Raw genomic sequence first — 15,941 nt, 5'->3', positions numbered from 1 at the left:
GGATTAACATATGCGTACGTTTAGTGGCAAACGTAGTACGCTGGCGCTGGCTATCGCCGGTATCACAGCAATGTCGGGTTTCGTTGTCGCTCCCCAGGTACACGCCGAAGGATTTATTGATGACTCAACCTTAACCGGCGGCATCTATTACTGGCAGCGTGAGCGTGACCGTAAAGATGTGACCGATCACGACAAATACAAAACCAACCTTTCTCACTCCACCTGGAACGCTAACCTCGACTTCCAGTCCGGTTATGCGGCTGATATGTTTGGTATTGATATCGCAGCATTTACCGCTATTGAAATGAACGAAAGTAGCGAAAGCGGCCATCCAAACGAAATTGCATTCTCGTCAAAAAATAAAGGCTATGATGAAGATTACTCCGGCGATAAGAGCGGAATTAGCCTTTATAAAGCAGCAGCCAAATTTAAATTTGGCCCAACCTGGGCGCGCACCGGTTACATTCAACCAACCGGACAGACTCTGTTGGCTCCGCACTGGAGCTTTATGCCAGGTACCTATCAGGGTGCTGAAGCCGGAGCCAACTTCGACTATGGTGATGCTGGTGCACTGAGCTTCTCCTATATGTGGGCCAACGAATATAAAGCACCATGGCACACTGAAGTCGATAAATTCTATCAGGCTGATAAAAAGACCAGCGTAGATTATCTGCACTCAATCGGCGCGAAATATGACTTCAAAAATAACCTGTTGCTGGAAGCCGCATTTGGTCAGTCTGAAGGCTACGTCGATCAGTACTTCGCAAAAGCCAGCTATAAATTCGATTTAGGCGGTAACCCGTTTACCACCAGCTATCAGTTCTACGGTGCGCGCGACAAAGTTGATGATCGCACCGTGAACGATATTTATGACGGTACGGCCTGGCTGCAGGCGCTGACCTTTGGCTACAAAGTGGCGGAAGTGGTTGACCTGCGTCTGGAAGGGACCTGGGTTAAAGCGGACGGGCAGCAGGGGTACTTCCTGCAGCGTATGACCCCGACCTACGCCTCATCAAACGGTCGCCTGGATATCTGGTGGGATAACCGTTCCGACTTCAACGCCAACGGCGAAAAGGCTGTCTTCTTCGGCGCAATGTATGACCTGAAGAACTGGAATTTGCCGGGCTGGGCAGTGGGCGCGTCCTACGTTTACGCATGGGATGCCAAGCCATCAACCTGGCAGATCAATCCGGATGCGTACTACGACAAAAACCGGACTATCGAAGAATCTTCTTACAGCCTGGATGCGGTCTATACCCTGCAAGAGGGTCGTGCGAAAGGCACCATGTTTAAACTGCACTTCACCCAGTACGACAACCATTCAGACATTCCGAGCTGGGGCGGTGGTTACGGCAACATCTTCCAGGATGAGCGCGATGTGAAATTCATCGTTATTGCTCCGTTCACCATCTTCTAATGCCAACAGCGGCAGGCCGGGCGCCTGCCGCATCGTTGAGGAAAGTGCTATGAAAAAACTGATACTCATCGCTGTTATGGCATCCGGGCTGGTGGCTTGCGCACAATCCCCGGCACCAAAAGAAGACAGTCGTCTGAAAGAAGCCTACAGCGCGTGCATTACTACTGCGCAAGGATCGCCGGAGAAAATCGAAGCCTGCCAAAGCGTGTTGAATGTGCTGAAGAAAGAAAAGCAGCATCAGCAGTTTGCCAATGAAGAAAGCGTACGCGTACTGGATTATCAGCAATGCATCCAGGCCACGCGCACGGGTAATGGTCAGTCCGTTAATGCTGATTGCGACAAGGTCTGGCAGGAAATTCGTAGCAAGAATACTGCGCAGTAAATCGAAAAATGAAACAGACAACGGGCGGAGAGTTTTCCGCCCGTTTGCATTTCAGGGTTTATATTCCACCGGTTGATAACTCCGACTCAGCCGGACAAACAGCATTGCCGTGGCGGCGAGCCCGCAAAGTGCCGCACACATCAGCCACCACCCCGGTGAGCTTTTATCCCCGGTTAGCTGGACCAGCGCTGTGGATATGACTGGCGTAAGGCCGCCAAAAATCGCCGTGGCAAGACTGAATGCCAGTGAAAAACCCACCGTACGCACATAGACAGGCATCACCTCGGTGAGTGCGGCGACCATTGCCCCGTTGTACATACCAAAAAAGAACGAGAACCAAAGCAGGACCAGCGTCATGCGCGTGAAATCTGGCGCGGCGGTGAGCCAGTGCATAACCGGCCAGGTGGTGATTAGTGCAAGGATGGTAATCCCCATCAACACCGGACGACGACCAATTCGGTCAGAAATCGCCCCGCCAATCGGCAGCCAGATAAAATTAGAAATACCGACCAGCATGGTGACGATCAGGCTGTCGCGAGCGCTCAGGTGAAGTACAGCTCTACCATAGGTCGGTGTGTAAACGGTAATAAAGTAGAACGTCGTTGTGGTCATCGCCACCAGCAGCGTACCCGCAGCGATGAGACGCCAGTTTTTGATGATGGTAGTAAAAATTTCCCTGGTGTCGGGACGGTGCGTACGTTGTAAAAAGGCGTCTGTTTCCTGAAGCGAGCGGCGGAGCACGAAGATCAAAGGAATAATCATGCAACCAATAAAGAATGGAATACGCCAGCCCCATTCAGAGATCTCATCGTGTCCCAGGGTGGCGTTCAGGCCGTAACCAATCAGAGCTGCCACCACAATGGCGACCTGTTGACTGGCGGACTGCCAACTGGTGTAGAAGCCTTTATTGCCAGGGGTGGCGATTTCAGAAAGATAAACCGAGACGCCGCCCAGCTCCACCCCTGCAGAAAAGCCCTGTAATAATCGACCGAGTAATACCAGGACAGGGGCCAGCAGACCAATACTGTGATAACCGGGTACCAGGGCAATCAGCAGGGTACCGCAGCCCATAATCGCCAGCGTCACCATCAGTCCTTTACGGCGACCAATTCTGTCGATGTAAGCACCCAGCACAATTGCGCCAACAGGCCGCATTAAGAAACCTGAACCAAACACGGCGAAAGTTAACATTAGCCCGGCAAATTCACTCTCTGCAGGAAAGAAGGTCTTTGCGATATAGGTGGCGTAAAAACCGAACAGAAAAAAGTCAAACTGTTCGAGGAAATTACCGCTGGTTACCCGCAGTATTGCGCCGAAAGTTCCGGCGCGCGATGGTTGTTGTGTCATTGGGTTTGCTCCACTGTCTTATCATAATATTTATAGAGGTAAGAGTTTGCGGGTTAGTCGCCTGCGACCCCCGCCTGTTTGCCGCGCCGTTTCTCAATCGCCCACTTGAGTAAGGCTGCGCAGCGGTAAAATCCGTGGGCAAATTTTCCATAAGGAATGGTCAGAAAGAGCGCCATGACCACGCCGAGGTGAATGGCGAGCAAAATAGCCATCCAGGAGGTGTCTCTTCCCGCCAGCAGCGCTAAACCGGTCAGACTGGTCAGGAGCAGCAGCAAAATAAAACCGCGATCCATCGGTTTTTGCCGTGCGTCGCCATGCAGCGGTGAGCGCTTAAAATTGAGCCATAGCAAGCCAGCCGGGCCGACAGTCAGGCCAATGCCGCCCAACGTGCCCAACATTACCGGAACGCTGAAGAACGGATAGGGCGCTTCTATACCTGCAAAGTAGTGATAGCCCGTTGCCACCACGGTGGCGGCAAAGCAGAGCATAAAACCGTAGAAGGTGAAGTGATGGAAACGGCGGCGCATCAGGGTGAAGGCATCATCTGCTTCGTTACAACCTTTGCCATGCCCACCATCGAGATACTTCAGCGTCAGCGCATTGTGCGAGGCTTCAGCAATTTCAGCGGAACGCGGTACACCCGGAGAGATTTCGCGCCAGAAGCGCAGAACACCCGCCATCAGCAGACCTATCGCCAGAATAAATACCGAACCAAACATCCATGCGAGCAGGTTATGCGGGAAAATCTGATAAAAATCCCCGGCCAGCGGAGGATGGAATAACGAGCCCTTTAAACTCATGGCGAGGAGTAAAAACAGGATCAGACCGAAAACCAGCGCCAGCGTCACGGTGATGCCTGCGCGACGATAAAGCGCGCCAAAGGTGGCGGGTTGCGCGTAGTGCTGATAGGTTTCGAGCCGCACTTCCGCCATCGCCTTCGGTACGTTGATGGCAAATTCATGGGGTGGGGCATACTGACACGCGTGCAGGCAGGCGCCGCAGTTATGGCACAAGTTAGCCAGATAATTGATATCCGCTTTACCGAATTCCAGGCGCTGAGTCATTGCCGGGAACACGGCGCAAAAACCTTCACAATAGCGGCAGGCGTTACAGACCTGCATCACACGTTCAACTTCTGCTTCCGGCTCGGTGATAATTTGTGCTTCGATGATCAGTTTCTCAAGCTGCTTCATGACGTGCCTCCTTTCGTGCTGCCAGCGCGGCTTCTTTTCCGGCAATGCGGCCAAAGGTTGTCCCGATCGACATGCCCACGCCAGCGGTGTAACCCTTGCCCAACACGTTGCCCGCCATCATCTCTCCGGCGACGAACAGGTTGCGGCTTGGCTGCCCGGCAAAGTGTACGGCAGCGCGTTCGTTCACTTTTAACCCAAGATAGGTGAAGGTGATCCCTGGCCGCAGGGCATAGCCGTAGTAAGGTGGCTGGTCCAGCGGTCGCGCCCAGTGTGTTTTCGCGGGGGTTAACTTCTTCGTCGTGCAGTTGTCCAGGACGGTATGATCGAACTGACCTGGCTGGCAGGCGTTGTTGTACGCCGTCACAGTGTGGGTAAAGCGTTCGGCATCCAGCCCCAACTGATGCGCCAACTCCGCCAGCGTATTCGCCTGTGCGCCGGGGAATACCGGTGGCATAAAGTGGTCGATGGCTTTACTGTCGATAATGGAATAGCCAATCTGTCCTGGCTGTTGGGCGACCAGGCGTCCCCAAATGGCGTAGCGTTTGGGCCAGAAATCTTCGCCTTCATCATAAAAACGTTCTGCGTCACGGTTGACTACTATGCCGAGTGAAACGCAGTCCACGCGGGTGCAAATCCCGCCGTCATATAATGGCGCTCTGGCATCAATGGCTACGCAGTGTGACTGGGAGGGGTCGCCGATGATGTCCGCCCCGGCATCCATCATAAATTTAAGCAGTACGCCCTGATTAAAGCGCGTGCCGCGAATCAGGAAGTTATCCGCAGGCCACTCGCCGCGGGCGTTTTCTCCCCAGGCTTCGCGCAGCCATTCGCGGTTTGACTCAAATCCGCCAGCGGCAAGCACGCAGGACTTAGCGGTTATGCGCTCTTCGCCTGCCAGCGCTGCCACAAACTCACCGTTATGCAGTTCAAGCGCCTGCACCGGCGTGTTGTAGCGGATTTGCACGCCTAACTTTTCTGCGCTGCGATAATAGGCATTCACGAGGGCTTTCCCGCCCCCCATAAAAAAGGCGTTGGTTCGCGCTACGTGTAAAGCACCGGAGAGAGGAGGTTGAAAATTAACGCCGTGTTGGCGCATCCAGTCGCGGCATTGTGAAGAGGTGCGGATCACCAGACGCGCCAGGGCTTCGTTAGTATTTCCCTCGGTGACGCGCCGCAGATCCTGCCAGAACTCCTCTTCAGGATAGCTTTCCACCAGCACATCCTGCGGCGCGTCATGCATACAGCGCAGATTACGCGTGTGTTGAGAATTTCCTCCGCGCCATTCCCGTGGAGCCGCTTCGAGCAAGAGTACCGAAGCTCCTTGCTCACGGGCGGTTAGGGCAGCACATAACGCGGCATTGCCACCGCCAATCACCAGAACATCAACCATCGTATACTCCATTACCATTTAACTAATTGTTAAATTTGTAATTGAAATGTATACGCACAGCTTGTGCAGGCGCTATGACGAAGTGCTAAAGAGGGCTTTAGTTATTGTAAAGGATGGCGCCTGGCCAGCTTCCTGCTTCCACCAGTTGATGCATCACTTTCGTTAGTACGACGCGGGCGGCGAGGCCCGCGGGGGTGAGCTCATCATCAGAAAGGCTGGCCAGAAAGTTGGGGCGACTGAGTATTGGATTATGGACGCCGATCACTCTTAGCGTCTCTTTATCTAGATGGGAAATCGCCGCGCCGGGCTGGAGAGTAGCGCCGATTCCACTGCGAACGGCGCGCATTAGCAGCGCCAGACCATCAATTTCTGTAGCGATCTCAATGCGCAGCGCGTGTTCCTGACAAATTGCTTCCAGCCTGCCGCGCAGACCGTGGCCTGGGCTAGGCATTATCAATGGGATACTTGCCAACTGGGCTGGCGCAATATTGTCATCGGCAATATCGGCCAGTAAGGCATGAGTCCCAATCAAAAACAGGCGCTCTTCGAGAATCGGTCTGGCGCTCCAGCGCAGGATCTTTTCTTTTTGAAATACCACGGCCAGATCAATCTGGCGGGTATTAATCATCCGTTCCAGGTTGCCAGAGAGGCTTTCCACCACATGCAGGCGGACATCACTATAGCTTTCCCGCATGGCGTTAATAAAAGGCATGCCGAGAACGGAAGCGGTACTGGGGGCCATACCGACGCTGACGTGCCCGGAAAGCCGGGACTCTCGCGCGGCGAGGATTGCATCGTCTGCGTGGCGGAGCGCCAGCTGCGCCTGGGAGTAAAAAGCCAGTCCGGCGCTGGTGGGCGTCACGCCACGCGAGGTGCGCTGCAGCAGGCGAATAGCGAGTTCGTTTTCCAGGCGGGACATTTGCTGGCTGAGTGCCGAAACCCCAATATTGAGATCGAGCGCCGCGCTACCCATGCTGCCGGTTTCTACAATGCGAACAAAATAGCGTAGCTGGCGAAGTTCCATTTCGACTCTCCGGGAAGGGACTATTGATTTTACATTAAAGCAACACAGGAGTGGAGGGAAGGGGAAAAGGGGGGGAATAACGCCCATAAAAAAAGCCAACCGAATGGTTGGCTTTTCAGAAAGCATCACATTATTTACCGTCGTGAGCATGCTCATCTTCGCGGCAATCGCCTTCGGCGCAGTGACCGTAAAGATAGAGGCTATGGTTGGTTAAACGAATACCATGTTTAGCCGCAATCTCACGCTGGCGCGCCTCGATGGAATCATCGCTGAACTCGACCACTTTGCCGCAGTCGAGGCAGATGAGGTGATCGTGATGATGCTGTTGAGTCAGTTCGAAGACGGATTTACCACCTTCAAAATTATGGCGGGTCACGATACCGGCATCATCAAACTGGTTCAGCACGCGATACACGGTCGCCAGACCAATTTCTTCACCCATATCGATCAGACGTTTGTATAAGTCTTCCGCACTGACGTGATGGTTATCCGGTTCCTGAAGAACTTCCAGAATTTTTAAACGAGGAAGCGTTACTTTCAGGCCAGCCTTCTTTAATGCGGTATTGTTGTCAGTCATGCGGAATCTGTCCTGTAGCTAAACGATTCACTTCATTAACAGAAGTGACAGAAATTGCACTTGAGATAATGCGATTCATTATAGAACTGCCATGGCTAAATGAAAACTGCAAGTCTCTGGCATATATTGTTAATCAAAACGTGGTATCGCCGACAAACACACTGTGCAATACCCGATTGGCATCCGGCCATTGTACAGGGTCAGACGAAAAAGTTACAAATTTGTAGCAATTATTTTGATTGGTTTTATCTATTGATGTGGCGCAGATGGAAATCTGCGCCACACAAAATCAGGCATTGATGATTTCGTCGAGGTGCAGCTCCTCAGAGATCTGCTTAACCCATTTTTCTACGCGTTCGGCGGTCAATTCAGGCTGGCGATCTTCATCAATGGCCAGACCCACAAAGTGGTCGTCGTCAGCCAGGCCTTTGGACGCTTCAAAGTGATAACCCGCCGTTGGCCAGTGACCGACGATGGTTGCGCCGCGTGGTTCGATGATGTCGCGAATTGTACCCAACGCATCGCAGAAATATTCTGCGTAATCTTCCTGGTCGCCGCAGCCGAACAATGCAACCAGTTTGCCGTTAAAATCAATGTCTTCGAGGGTTGGGAAGAAATCGTCCCAGTCACACTGTGCTTCACCGTAGTACCAGGTTGGAATGCCGAGCAGCAAAATGTCATACCCTTCGAGGTCTTCTTTGCTGCTTTTTGCAATGTCATGTACATCGGCAACGTCTTTACCAAGCTGTTTTTGAATCATTTTTGCGATGTTTTCGGTGTTACCGGTGTCGCTGCCGAAAAAGATGCCAGTGATTGCCATGAGTAAAATAACCTCTTGAAACTTATTGAAATGGTGGTGGCGCATTGCCCACGGATAAGGGCAATCATAGCAGAACAGTCAGGCATGCGGAAACAGCAAACACGCAGGACTGCACTCTGTGCTACACGATTTATGATTTAGAGCAGAAATTCAGACTAAGCCTGACCGCGCAATGCGCTGAGTTGGTTCATCAGCATCTCTTCGATGAGTTCACTGCGACTCATGTTGCGCGCCTCGGCCAGCTCGTTCAGAGCGTCAACAGCATCAGCGTTCAGTTTCAGTTCGACACGCTTAAGCCCGCGAACTTTATCGCGTTTAAGCTGATTACGTTTGTTAATACGTAACTGTTCATCACGCGAGAGCGGATTAGTTTTGGGTCGTCCCGGGCGACGCTCCTGCGCGAACAGATCTAATGTCGTACGGTCCGTTTGTTCTTTGGCCATGATCTTGGTGACTTCGGGGAAACAATCAGCCAGGCGTCTGCCCGGATGGATAGCCCGCCATAATACATCAGCAGGGGAGACACGCCAACGCCCACGCGCGTAATCACGCGCAGACGCTGAGTTTTTAATCAGTTAGCCTGTTCGCTCAGATAACGACGGATGGCGCGCAGTACCGCCTCCGGTTTTTCCGCATGCACCCAATGGCCCGCGCCTGCAATAACGTGCGCCCGAGCCTGCGGGAATTGCGCCAGCAGTTGTTCGCGATACGCTTCGGTTACATAAGGTGAGTTGCCTCCGGGGATAAACAGCGCCGGGTGTTCCCACGCCGGGATGGTCTCCCAGCCGACAATATGAGGATATTGCTCCCACAGCACGGGAACATTAAAGCGCCATTCGCCGTCCACGAAGGATTTGAGCAGAAACTGGATCACGCCTTCCTCTTGCAGATGCTGGCGCATGACGCTCGCCGCCTGCTGACGCGAAGAGGACTGCGCGTCAGTTACTGCGTTAATGGCAGCAAAAATCTCATCGTGACGGCGAACATGATAGTCAACGGGAGCAATGTCGATGGCTACCAACCGTTCGACACGTTCCGGGGCCAACGCGGTTAACGCCATGACGGCTTTGCCCCCCATCGAGTGACCAATAAAGATCGCTTTTTCGATCTGTTGATCGTCCAGCGTATCCAGCAGATCTTGCGCCATGGCCGTATAATTCATCTCAGGTGAACGCGGGGAGAGGCCATGATTTCGCATATCAACCTTGATGATATCGTGATCGGCCACCAGATCGCGCGCCAGGATCCCCAGGTTATCCAGACTGCCAAACAGGCCGTGCACCAGGACGATGGGAGAATTATTGTGCAGGTTTTGCGCAGATTGCGCTCGGATATTCAATTTCATGGCAAAGTTCTTTTTTTCACACTCACGGGTTAGGGTATCATGTTGACCATTCTGCCACATGGCTGCAACAACTACGGTTACTCTGAGTTTTGCCAGCCACCAGGCTTGACGCTATCCGCTGTTGGGATTTGCCTTTACACTACGCGTGTTGACCCCAACAACTTGTATTCAGCTAAACACTGCACTGGATTAAGATGAAAACGATTGAAGTTGATGATGAACTCTATAGCTATATTGCCAGCCACACCAAGCATATCGGCGAGAGCGCATCCGACATTTTACGGCGTATGTTGAAGTTTTCCGCCGCATCACAGCCTGTCACTCCGGTAGTAAAAGAAGTCCGCGCTGTGCAAGCTGTCGTGGAAGCGAAGCCGGTTAACCCCGTAAAAGATAAAGTGCGCGCGATGCGTGAACTGCTGCTGTCCGACGAATATGCGGAGCAGAAGAAAGCAGTAAATCGCTTTATGCTGGTGCTGTCTACACTCTATTCACTGGATCAAAACGCGTTCGCCGAAGCAACGGAATCGTTGCATGGTCGTACGCGCGTTTATTTTGCAGCAGATGAACAGACGCTGCTGAAAAATGGTAATCAAACCAAACCGAAACACGTGCCAGGCACGCCGTACTGGGTGATCACCAATACCAATACCGGCCGTAAATGCAGCATGGTTGAGCACATCATGCAGTCAATGCAATTCCCTGCGGAATTGATTGAAAAGGTTTGCGGAACAATTTAATCCTTGCATTAGAAGGACCAGGCAATGGCAATCCACAACCGTGCAGGTCAACCTGCGCAACAGAGTGATTTGATTAACGTCGCCCAACTGACGGCACAGTACTATGTACTGAAACCAACGGCAGGGAACGCTGAGCACGCCGTCAAGTTCGGTACGTCCGGACATCGCGGCAGTGCAGGTCGTCATAGTTTTAACGAGCCGCATATTCTGGCAATCGCTCAGGCGATTGCTGAAGAACGTGCGAAAAACGGGATCACTGGCCCGTGCTATGTGGGCAAGGATACCCACGCGCTGTCTGAACCGGCTTTTATCTCTGTACTGGAAGTGCTGGCAGCGAACGGCGTGGACGTCATCGTGCAGGAAAATAACGGCTTTACGCCAACCCCTGCCGTGTCGAATGCTATCCTGGTCCACAACAAAAAAGGCGGCCCGCTGGCTGACGGCATTGTGATCACGCCGTCCCACAATCCGCCGGAAGATGGTGGCATTAAATACAACCCGCCAAACGGTGGTCCGGCAGATACTAACGTCACCAAAGTGGTGGAAGACAGGGCTAACGCTCTGCTGGCTGATGGTCTGCAAGGCGTGAAGCGTATGTCGCTGGATGCTGCGCTGGCATCTGGTCATGTAAAAGAGCAGGACCTGGTTCAGCCGTTTGTTGAAGGACTGGCCGACATCGTCGACATGGCGGCGATCCAGAAAGCGGGCCTGACGCTGGGCGTCGATCCGCTTGGCGGTTCCGGTATCGAATACTGGAAGCGTATTGCCAAGCACTACAACCTGAACCTGACTATCGTTAACGATCACGTTGATCAGACTTTCCGCTTTATGCATCTCGACAAAGATGGCGCAATCCGTATGGACTGCTCCTCCGAGTGCGCGATGGCGGGACTGTTGGCGCTGCGTGACAAGTTCGATCTGGCCTTTGCCAACGATCCGGACTACGACCGTCACGGTATCGTCACCCCGGCGGGCCTGATGAATCCGAACCACTACCTGGCAGTGGCGATCAACTACCTGTTCCAGCATCGTCCTCAGTGGGGCAAAGACGTTGCCGTCGGTAAGACGCTGGTATCTTCGGCGATGATTGACCGCGTAGTGAATGATTTAGGGCGTAAACTGGTCGAAGTTCCGGTTGGCTTTAAGTGGTTCGTTGACGGTCTGTTTGACGGCAGCTTTGGCTTTGGTGGTGAAGAGAGCGCGGGCGCTTCTTTCCTGCGCTTTGACGGTACACCGTGGTCGACCGACAAAGACGGCATCATCATGTGCCTGCTGGCGGCAGAAATTACCGCAGTGACCGGTAAGAATCCGCAAGAGCACTACAACGAACTGGCAGCCCGCTTCGGCGCGCCAAGCTACAACCGCCTGCAGGCAAGCGCGACCTCCGCGCAGAAAGCGGCGCTGTCTAAGCTGTCTCCGGAAATGGTGAGTGCCAGCACGCTGGCGGGCGACCCGATCACGGCACGTCTGACGGCGGCACCGGGTAACGGTGCTTCTATCGGCGGTCTGAAGGTGATGACTGACAACGGCTGGTTTGCTGCGCGTCCGTCAGGTACTGAAGACGCCTATAAAATCTACTGCGAGAGCTTCCTTGGTGAAGAACATCGCAAGCAGATCGAAAAAGAAGCCGTTGAGATTGTCAGCGAAGTGCTGAAAAACGCGTAAGTCTTGTTTGTACTGACGCGTTTTGTAGGCCCGGTAAGCGTTAGCGCTACCGGGCTTTTTTATGCCAGGATTTAACTATGCTTATTTTTCAGTTCAAAACGCGGTGATACCAGGCCATACAGCGTCCAGCCGAGGAAGGTCACGATAGAACCATAAAGCATTGCTTCTTCGCCAGAGGAGTAGAGCGCATAGAAGCTGTACAATGCGCCAACAAACGCCACGAAGTTCGCCGGTTTCGCTTTTGACGACGGAACATTCGCCATTTTTTGAATAATTACCAGCGCGGCCATCGACAGAATATACGGAATGATGTTCGTTACCACCGCCAGGTTGACCAGCACGTTGAACTGACTGTTCAGTGACGGGCTGATAGTCATCAGCGATAAACCACTCTGGATGATCACGATAGCCAGCATCCCCTGTACCGGCGCGTCTACTTTGGTCACGCGAGAGAAGATTTTAGGGAAGTAACCCCCATCAGCCGACGATTTGAATACCTGAGCGATAGTGAACTGCCAGCCCAGCAGTGAACCGCAGCAGGACATCACCATCAGCGCCATGATCACCTTACCGACTTCCGGGGTGAACATTTGTGCGAAGGCTAAACCGAACGGTGCCGTAGAGTTAGCCAGATCCATATTCGGCACAATCCCGGCTATCACGTTGGTGGAGATGATGTAAATCACCGCAGCGCCCAGCGTACCGCCCAATACGGCGATGGGCACGTTGCGTTCCGGGTTGTCTACCACTTCAGCGTTGGCGCAGGCCGATTCCAGACCCAGAAAAGCCCACAAGGTCATCGCAATGGAAGAGCCGACAGCCGTGAAGAACGGGACGTGGTGTGGATTCCAGGAGTTAGCGTACAGCGTCGGACTGAACCAGAACCAGCCGATGATACACAGACCGACAACCGGAATAATGACGCCCCAAACGGTGATGCTGCTGATCTGCCCGGTAATGCGCGCCCCGCCAAAGTTAGCCACGGTACAGATCCACAGTACACCAATGGTTGCCAGGCCAATCTGCACCGGCGTCAGTGTGGCGCCAAACAGCTCGGTACCGTAGCCAACGGCAGAGATGGCGATAGCCACGTTGGCGATTAACAGCGAAACGCCATAAGTGTAGTTCGCCATAAAGTTACCGGATTTGCCAAAGGCGTATTCAGCGTAACCCCCCATACCGCCAGATTTACGGCTGAACATACCGCATTTTGCGAAGGCCCAGGCCAGCGCCATTGAACCGACAGCAGTCACCAGCCACGAGATGATCGAGATAGTACCGACTTCCGCAAGCTTGGTGGGCAACATGATGATTCCGGATCCCATCATATTAACCATGGTCAGGATAGTGAGCTGGACGACGCCCATTTTGTTGGATTTGGCTTTGCTCATAACATTTCCCCTTTCAACAGAGCGGGTTGCGCGCTTTGTTGCTTTATCACGTAGCACCACACCTGTTTACGACCGTCGTGTTCTTCGATGTAGACACCCTGGAGTTCAGGCGCAAAACCCGGTAGCAAATTGATTCCTTCTTCCAGTGCGCTGAAGTAACGTAATACTGAACCGCCCCAGATTTCACCCGGAACCACACACAGCACGCCCGGAGGATAAGGCAGCGCGCCTTCTGCCGCGATGCGACCTTCAGCGTCCGGCAGACGCACCAGTTCAACTTCACCACGCAGATATGCATAATTGGCATCCTGGGGATTCATGCTGACGCGCGGGAAATGTGCCTTACGGAACATCTCTTTCTGTAGCTGCTTCACGTTGTGACGCGCATACAAATCGTGCATCTCCTGGCACAGCTGGCGCAGGGTGTAACCGGCGTAACGGGCTTCATGCTGCTTGTAGATCGAGGGCAGAACCTCGGCTAGCGGGGCATCGGCTTCCAGCAGTTTTTCGAAACGTACCAGCAGGGCGACAAGCTGCTGCAACTTCGCCATATCTTCTGCGGGGGTCAGCAGGAACAGGATGGAGTTGAGGTCGCATTTTTCGGGCACCACACCATTTTCGCGCAGGAAGTTAGCCAGAATGGTAGCCGGAACGCCGAAGGTATCGTATTCGCCGTTACGCGCATTAATACCCGGAGTGGTGAGCAGCAATTTGCATGGATCCACAAAGTACTGGTGTTCGGCATACCCTTCAAAAGCATGCCAGTGTTCACCTGGGACAAAATGGAAGAAACGCAGGTCGCTGGCGATTTCAGCGGTGGGATAAGCCTGCCACGGTTTACCTTCTACTATCTCCGGCACGAATGGGCGGATATGGTGGCAGTTTTCCAGGATCAACTTACGAGTATCAATTCCGTTGACGACGCAGTCCATCCACATGTTGCGCCCGCTGACGCCTTCATGCATTTTGGCGTTGATGTCCAGTGCGGCAAAGAGCGGATAGAACGGGCTGGTGGAGGCGTGCATCATGAACGCGTTATTCATTCGTTTATGAGGCACGTAGCGAGACTGGCCTTTAATATGGCTGTCTTTTTTGTGGATCTGCGAAGTCTGAGAGAAGCCTGCCTGTTGTTTGTGCACTGACTGGGTGACCAGAATGCCGGGGTCATTTTCGTTAAGATCCAGCAACAGCGGAGAGCAATCGGCCATCATCGGAATAAACTGCTCATAGCCAACCCACGCGGAGTCAAACAGGATGTAGTCGCACAGATGACCGATCTTATCCACCACCTGACGGGCGTTATAGATTGTGCCGTCGTAGGTACCTAACTGAATCACGGCCAGACGGAACGGACGCTCATCTTTCGAACGTTGTGGCGCAACTTCACTCACCTGTTCACGTAGATAGCCTTCTTCAAAGCAGTGCGCGTCGATCCCGCCGATAAAGCCGTACGGGTTACGCGCGGTTTCCAGATATACCGGCGTTGCCCCGGCCTGCAATAACGCGCCGTGGTGGTTTGACTTGTGGTTGTTGCGGTCGAATAACACCAGATCGCCTGGGGTGAGCAATGCGTTAAGCACCACTTTGTTCGATGAGGAGGTCCCGTTCAGTACAAAGTAGGTCTTATCCGCGTTGAAAACTTTAGCTGCGTGCTGTTGTGCGATGCAGGGAGCGCCTTCGTGAATCAGCAGATCACCCATTGCGACATCGGCATTACACAAATCGGAGCGGAAAAGTGTTTCGCCGAAATATTCGACAAACTGATTACCCGCAGGATGGCGACGGAAAAACTCGCCCCCCTGATGACCAGGACAATCAAAGGCGCTGTTACCCTGATTGACATAGTCGACAAGCGCACGGAAGAACGGCGGACGTAACTGCGTTTCATAATGGCTGGCGGCGGTTTCTAACTGCCGGCCATAAAAGGCGGTACGGGCTTCATTACATTCGAATACACCTGAGATCCGCGGCAGATGTTCAGATGGAACACGTTCTTCATTTTCGGTGGCGATAAAAACAGGAATCCCATAGCCGGTGGCGTCAATTTCATCGAGTTTTCCACGTTCAATATCATTGATGGATAACACGATAGCAGCAACATCAATAAAATTACTTTCATCGATATTTACGCAAGAACGCTGCGTAGAAAAACAATCAGGACAGGAACGGCTTACGGCAATTTTTAATTCTGACATTTTCATCTCTTTATTTTTAGGTAATAGCAGGTCCTCAATTTCTCAAATGAGAAATTGATAACTCCGGAAAAAAAAGCAAAGTCATACCGCTGATAAATAAATCAGTAAATTGCTTTTTTGAAGATGCAATAAACCCTAACCGGTCCGGTCACAGGTAATACAGGGTTATGCAGGGAGAGCACTGCGGATACAGGCGTTAGCCTGCGATACAGAGAGTCAGGAAGACCTGTATACTTGAGTGCCCTTAGTCGGAAGACTAACGGGCATTAAAGAAATGAAAGTCGAAACTGTTGCGGTGGGCAAACATCATAATATGCGTTGTTCGCCTTATATGTGGCATTGTACGGCTATTATTTTCCATTTTAGTTACCTTTACTGGATAAGTGGAAGGTGCGGGTATTTTATCCAGGAAATGGCTATGAACTGTGAAGAAGATCAATAAAAAACGATCGTTTATA

16 protein-coding genes are annotated in these 15,941 nt (G+C 52.7%); 4 read left to right on the top strand and 12 right to left on the bottom strand.

What is annotated here, in order from left to right; translation table 11 throughout:
• The first annotated feature begins 10 nt into the window (after window positions 1–10).
• Window positions 11–1,417 (top strand): chitoporin, encoded by a 1,407-nt coding sequence (gene chiP, locus HV229_RS17590; RefSeq protein ID WP_181546025.1) that lies wholly within the window; start codon window positions 11–13, stop codon window positions 1,415–1,417.
• A 49-nt stretch (window positions 1,418–1,466) separates the two neighbouring features.
• Entirely contained in the window at window positions 1,467–1,799 is a 333-nt protein-coding gene (gene chiQ, locus HV229_RS17585) for a ChiQ/YbfN family lipoprotein (RefSeq protein ID WP_016155980.1), read from the top strand.
• Between the two features lie 51 nt (window positions 1,800–1,850).
• On the opposite strand, the gene HV229_RS17580 is transcribed toward chiQ, so the two are convergent.
• The 9 genes from HV229_RS17580 to ybfF form a co-directional block, all read right to left on the bottom strand.
• Window positions 1,851–3,146, bottom strand: a complete 1,296-nt coding sequence (locus HV229_RS17580) for an MFS transporter (protein WP_016152256.1) — start codon at window positions 3,144–3,146, stop codon at window positions 1,851–1,853.
• A gap of 53 nt (window positions 3,147–3,199) precedes the next feature.
• Window positions 3,200–4,339 (bottom strand): tricarballylate utilization 4Fe-4S protein TcuB, encoded by a 1,140-nt coding sequence (tcuB, locus tag HV229_RS17575; RefSeq protein WP_137352675.1) that lies wholly within the window; start codon window positions 4,337–4,339, stop codon window positions 3,200–3,202.
• The gene (gene tcuA / locus HV229_RS17570) at window positions 4,326–5,729 is read right to left on the bottom strand and encodes an FAD-dependent tricarballylate dehydrogenase TcuA (protein WP_181546023.1); all 1,404 of its coding nucleotides are present in this window, start codon (window positions 5,727–5,729) and stop codon (window positions 4,326–4,328) included. The genes tcuB and tcuA overlap by 14 nt, the downstream gene beginning before the upstream one ends.
• Before the next feature lie 97 nt (window positions 5,730–5,826).
• Window positions 5,827–6,753 carry a tricarballylate utilization LysR family transcriptional regulator TcuR gene (gene tcuR / locus HV229_RS17565; RefSeq protein WP_181546021.1) on the bottom strand — a complete coding sequence of 309 codons (927 nt, stop codon included), beginning with the start codon at window positions 6,751–6,753 and terminating at the stop codon, window positions 5,827–5,829.
• 130 nt (window positions 6,754–6,883) lie between these two features.
• Window positions 6,884–7,330 (bottom strand): ferric iron uptake transcriptional regulator, encoded by a 447-nt coding sequence (fur, locus tag HV229_RS17560; protein WP_003022836.1) that lies wholly within the window; start codon window positions 7,328–7,330, stop codon window positions 6,884–6,886.
• Window positions 7,323–7,409, bottom strand: coding sequence for a ryhB-regulated fur leader peptide (locus HV229_RS17555; RefSeq protein WP_049259739.1), 87 nt, complete (start codon window positions 7,407–7,409; stop codon window positions 7,323–7,325). Before HV229_RS17555 ends, fur begins: the two co-directional genes overlap by 8 nt.
• Window positions 7,410–7,619: 210 nt before the next feature.
• Window positions 7,620–8,150 (bottom strand): flavodoxin FldA, encoded by a 531-nt coding sequence (gene fldA / locus HV229_RS17550; RefSeq protein WP_003022839.1) that lies wholly within the window; start codon window positions 8,148–8,150, stop codon window positions 7,620–7,622.
• A gap of 155 nt (window positions 8,151–8,305) precedes the next feature.
• Window positions 8,306–8,593 (bottom strand): LexA regulated protein, encoded by a 288-nt coding sequence (ybfE, locus tag HV229_RS17545; protein ID WP_003022842.1) that lies wholly within the window; start codon window positions 8,591–8,593, stop codon window positions 8,306–8,308.
• 128 nt (window positions 8,594–8,721) lie between these two features.
• Complete coding sequence (gene ybfF, locus HV229_RS17540) at window positions 8,722–9,495, bottom strand: esterase (protein ID WP_181546019.1); 774 nt, start codon at window positions 9,493–9,495, stop codon at window positions 8,722–8,724.
• Window positions 9,496–9,689: 194 nt separating this feature from the next.
• Here ybfF and seqA point away from each other — a divergent pair, with 194 nt between their 5' ends.
• Window positions 9,690–10,232: a replication initiation negative regulator SeqA gene (gene seqA, locus HV229_RS17535; protein ID WP_016152261.1), complete on the top strand. Its 543-nt coding sequence runs from the start codon at window positions 9,690–9,692 to the stop codon at window positions 10,230–10,232.
• Window positions 10,233–10,256: 24 nt separating this feature from the next.
• On the top strand, window positions 10,257–11,897 hold the full coding sequence (gene pgm, locus HV229_RS17530; protein ID WP_016152262.1) for a phosphoglucomutase (alpha-D-glucose-1,6-bisphosphate-dependent): 1,641 nt from the start codon (window positions 10,257–10,259) through the stop codon (window positions 11,895–11,897).
• A gap of 71 nt (window positions 11,898–11,968) precedes the next feature.
• Here the strand turns inward: pgm and potE are convergent, their stop codons facing one another.
• The 3 genes from potE to speFL form a co-directional block, all read right to left on the bottom strand.
• Window positions 11,969–13,288 carry a putrescine-ornithine antiporter gene (gene potE, locus HV229_RS17525; RefSeq protein ID WP_016155987.1) on the bottom strand — a complete coding sequence of 440 codons (1,320 nt, stop codon included), beginning with the start codon at window positions 13,286–13,288 and terminating at the stop codon, window positions 11,969–11,971.
• Entirely contained in the window at window positions 13,285–15,483 is a 2,199-nt protein-coding gene (gene speF / locus HV229_RS17520) for an ornithine decarboxylase SpeF (protein ID WP_016155988.1), read from the bottom strand. Before speF ends, potE begins: the two co-directional genes overlap by 4 nt.
• Before the next feature lie 256 nt (window positions 15,484–15,739).
• Window positions 15,740–15,844, bottom strand: a complete 105-nt coding sequence (gene speFL / locus HV229_RS17515) for a leader peptide SpeFL (RefSeq protein ID WP_114149115.1) — start codon at window positions 15,842–15,844, stop codon at window positions 15,740–15,742.
• Between the last annotated feature and the right edge of the window lie 97 nt (window positions 15,845–15,941).

This window comes from Citrobacter sp. RHBSTW-00524 (assembly GCF_013747755.1).
In the GTDB taxonomy this organism is placed as follows: Bacteria; Pseudomonadota; Gammaproteobacteria; order Enterobacterales; family Enterobacteriaceae; genus Citrobacter; species Citrobacter braakii.
This window is presented reverse-complemented; position numbering and strand designations above follow the sequence as displayed.

What these genes read in the sequence shown, in the direction of transcription:
- chiP (WP_181546025.1), top strand. Translation starts at nt 11, where the DNA reads ATGCGTACGTTTAGTGGCAAACGTAGTACGCTGGCGCTGGCTATCGCC.
- speF (WP_016155988.1), bottom strand. Translation starts at nt 15,483, where the DNA reads ATGTCAGAATTAAAAATTGCCGTAAGCCGTTCCTGTCCTGATTGTTTT.
- speFL (WP_114149115.1), bottom strand. Translation starts at nt 15,844, where the DNA reads ATGGAAAATAATAGCCGTACAATGCCACATATAAGGCGAACAACGCAT.
- HV229_RS17555 (WP_049259739.1), bottom strand. Translation starts at nt 7,409, where the DNA reads ATGAATCGCATTATCTCAAGTGCAATTTCTGTCACTTCTGTTAATGAA.
- chiQ (WP_016155980.1), top strand. Translation starts at nt 1,467, where the DNA reads ATGAAAAAACTGATACTCATCGCTGTTATGGCATCCGGGCTGGTGGCT.
- tcuR (WP_181546021.1), bottom strand. Translation starts at nt 6,753, where the DNA reads ATGGAACTTCGCCAGCTACGCTATTTTGTTCGCATTGTAGAAACCGGC.
- tcuA (WP_181546023.1), bottom strand. Translation starts at nt 5,729, where the DNA reads ATGGTTGATGTTCTGGTGATTGGCGGTGGCAATGCCGCGTTATGTGCT.
- tcuB (WP_137352675.1), bottom strand. Translation starts at nt 4,339, where the DNA reads ATGAAGCAGCTTGAGAAACTGATCATCGAAGCACAAATTATCACCGAG.
- ybfF (WP_181546019.1), bottom strand. Translation starts at nt 9,495, where the DNA reads ATGAAATTGAATATCCGAGCGCAATCTGCGCAAAACCTGCACAATAAT.
- ybfE (WP_003022842.1), bottom strand. Translation starts at nt 8,593, where the DNA reads ATGGCCAAAGAACAAACGGACCGTACGACATTAGATCTGTTCGCGCAG.
- seqA (WP_016152261.1), top strand. Translation starts at nt 9,690, where the DNA reads ATGAAAACGATTGAAGTTGATGATGAACTCTATAGCTATATTGCCAGC.
- HV229_RS17580 (WP_016152256.1), bottom strand. Translation starts at nt 3,146, where the DNA reads ATGACACAACAACCATCGCGCGCCGGAACTTTCGGCGCAATACTGCGG.
- fldA (WP_003022839.1), bottom strand. Translation starts at nt 8,150, where the DNA reads ATGGCAATCACTGGCATCTTTTTCGGCAGCGACACCGGTAACACCGAA.
- fur (WP_003022836.1), bottom strand. Translation starts at nt 7,330, where the DNA reads ATGACTGACAACAATACCGCATTAAAGAAGGCTGGCCTGAAAGTAACG.
- potE (WP_016155987.1), bottom strand. Translation starts at nt 13,288, where the DNA reads ATGAGCAAAGCCAAATCCAACAAAATGGGCGTCGTCCAGCTCACTATC.
- pgm (WP_016152262.1), top strand. Translation starts at nt 10,257, where the DNA reads ATGGCAATCCACAACCGTGCAGGTCAACCTGCGCAACAGAGTGATTTG.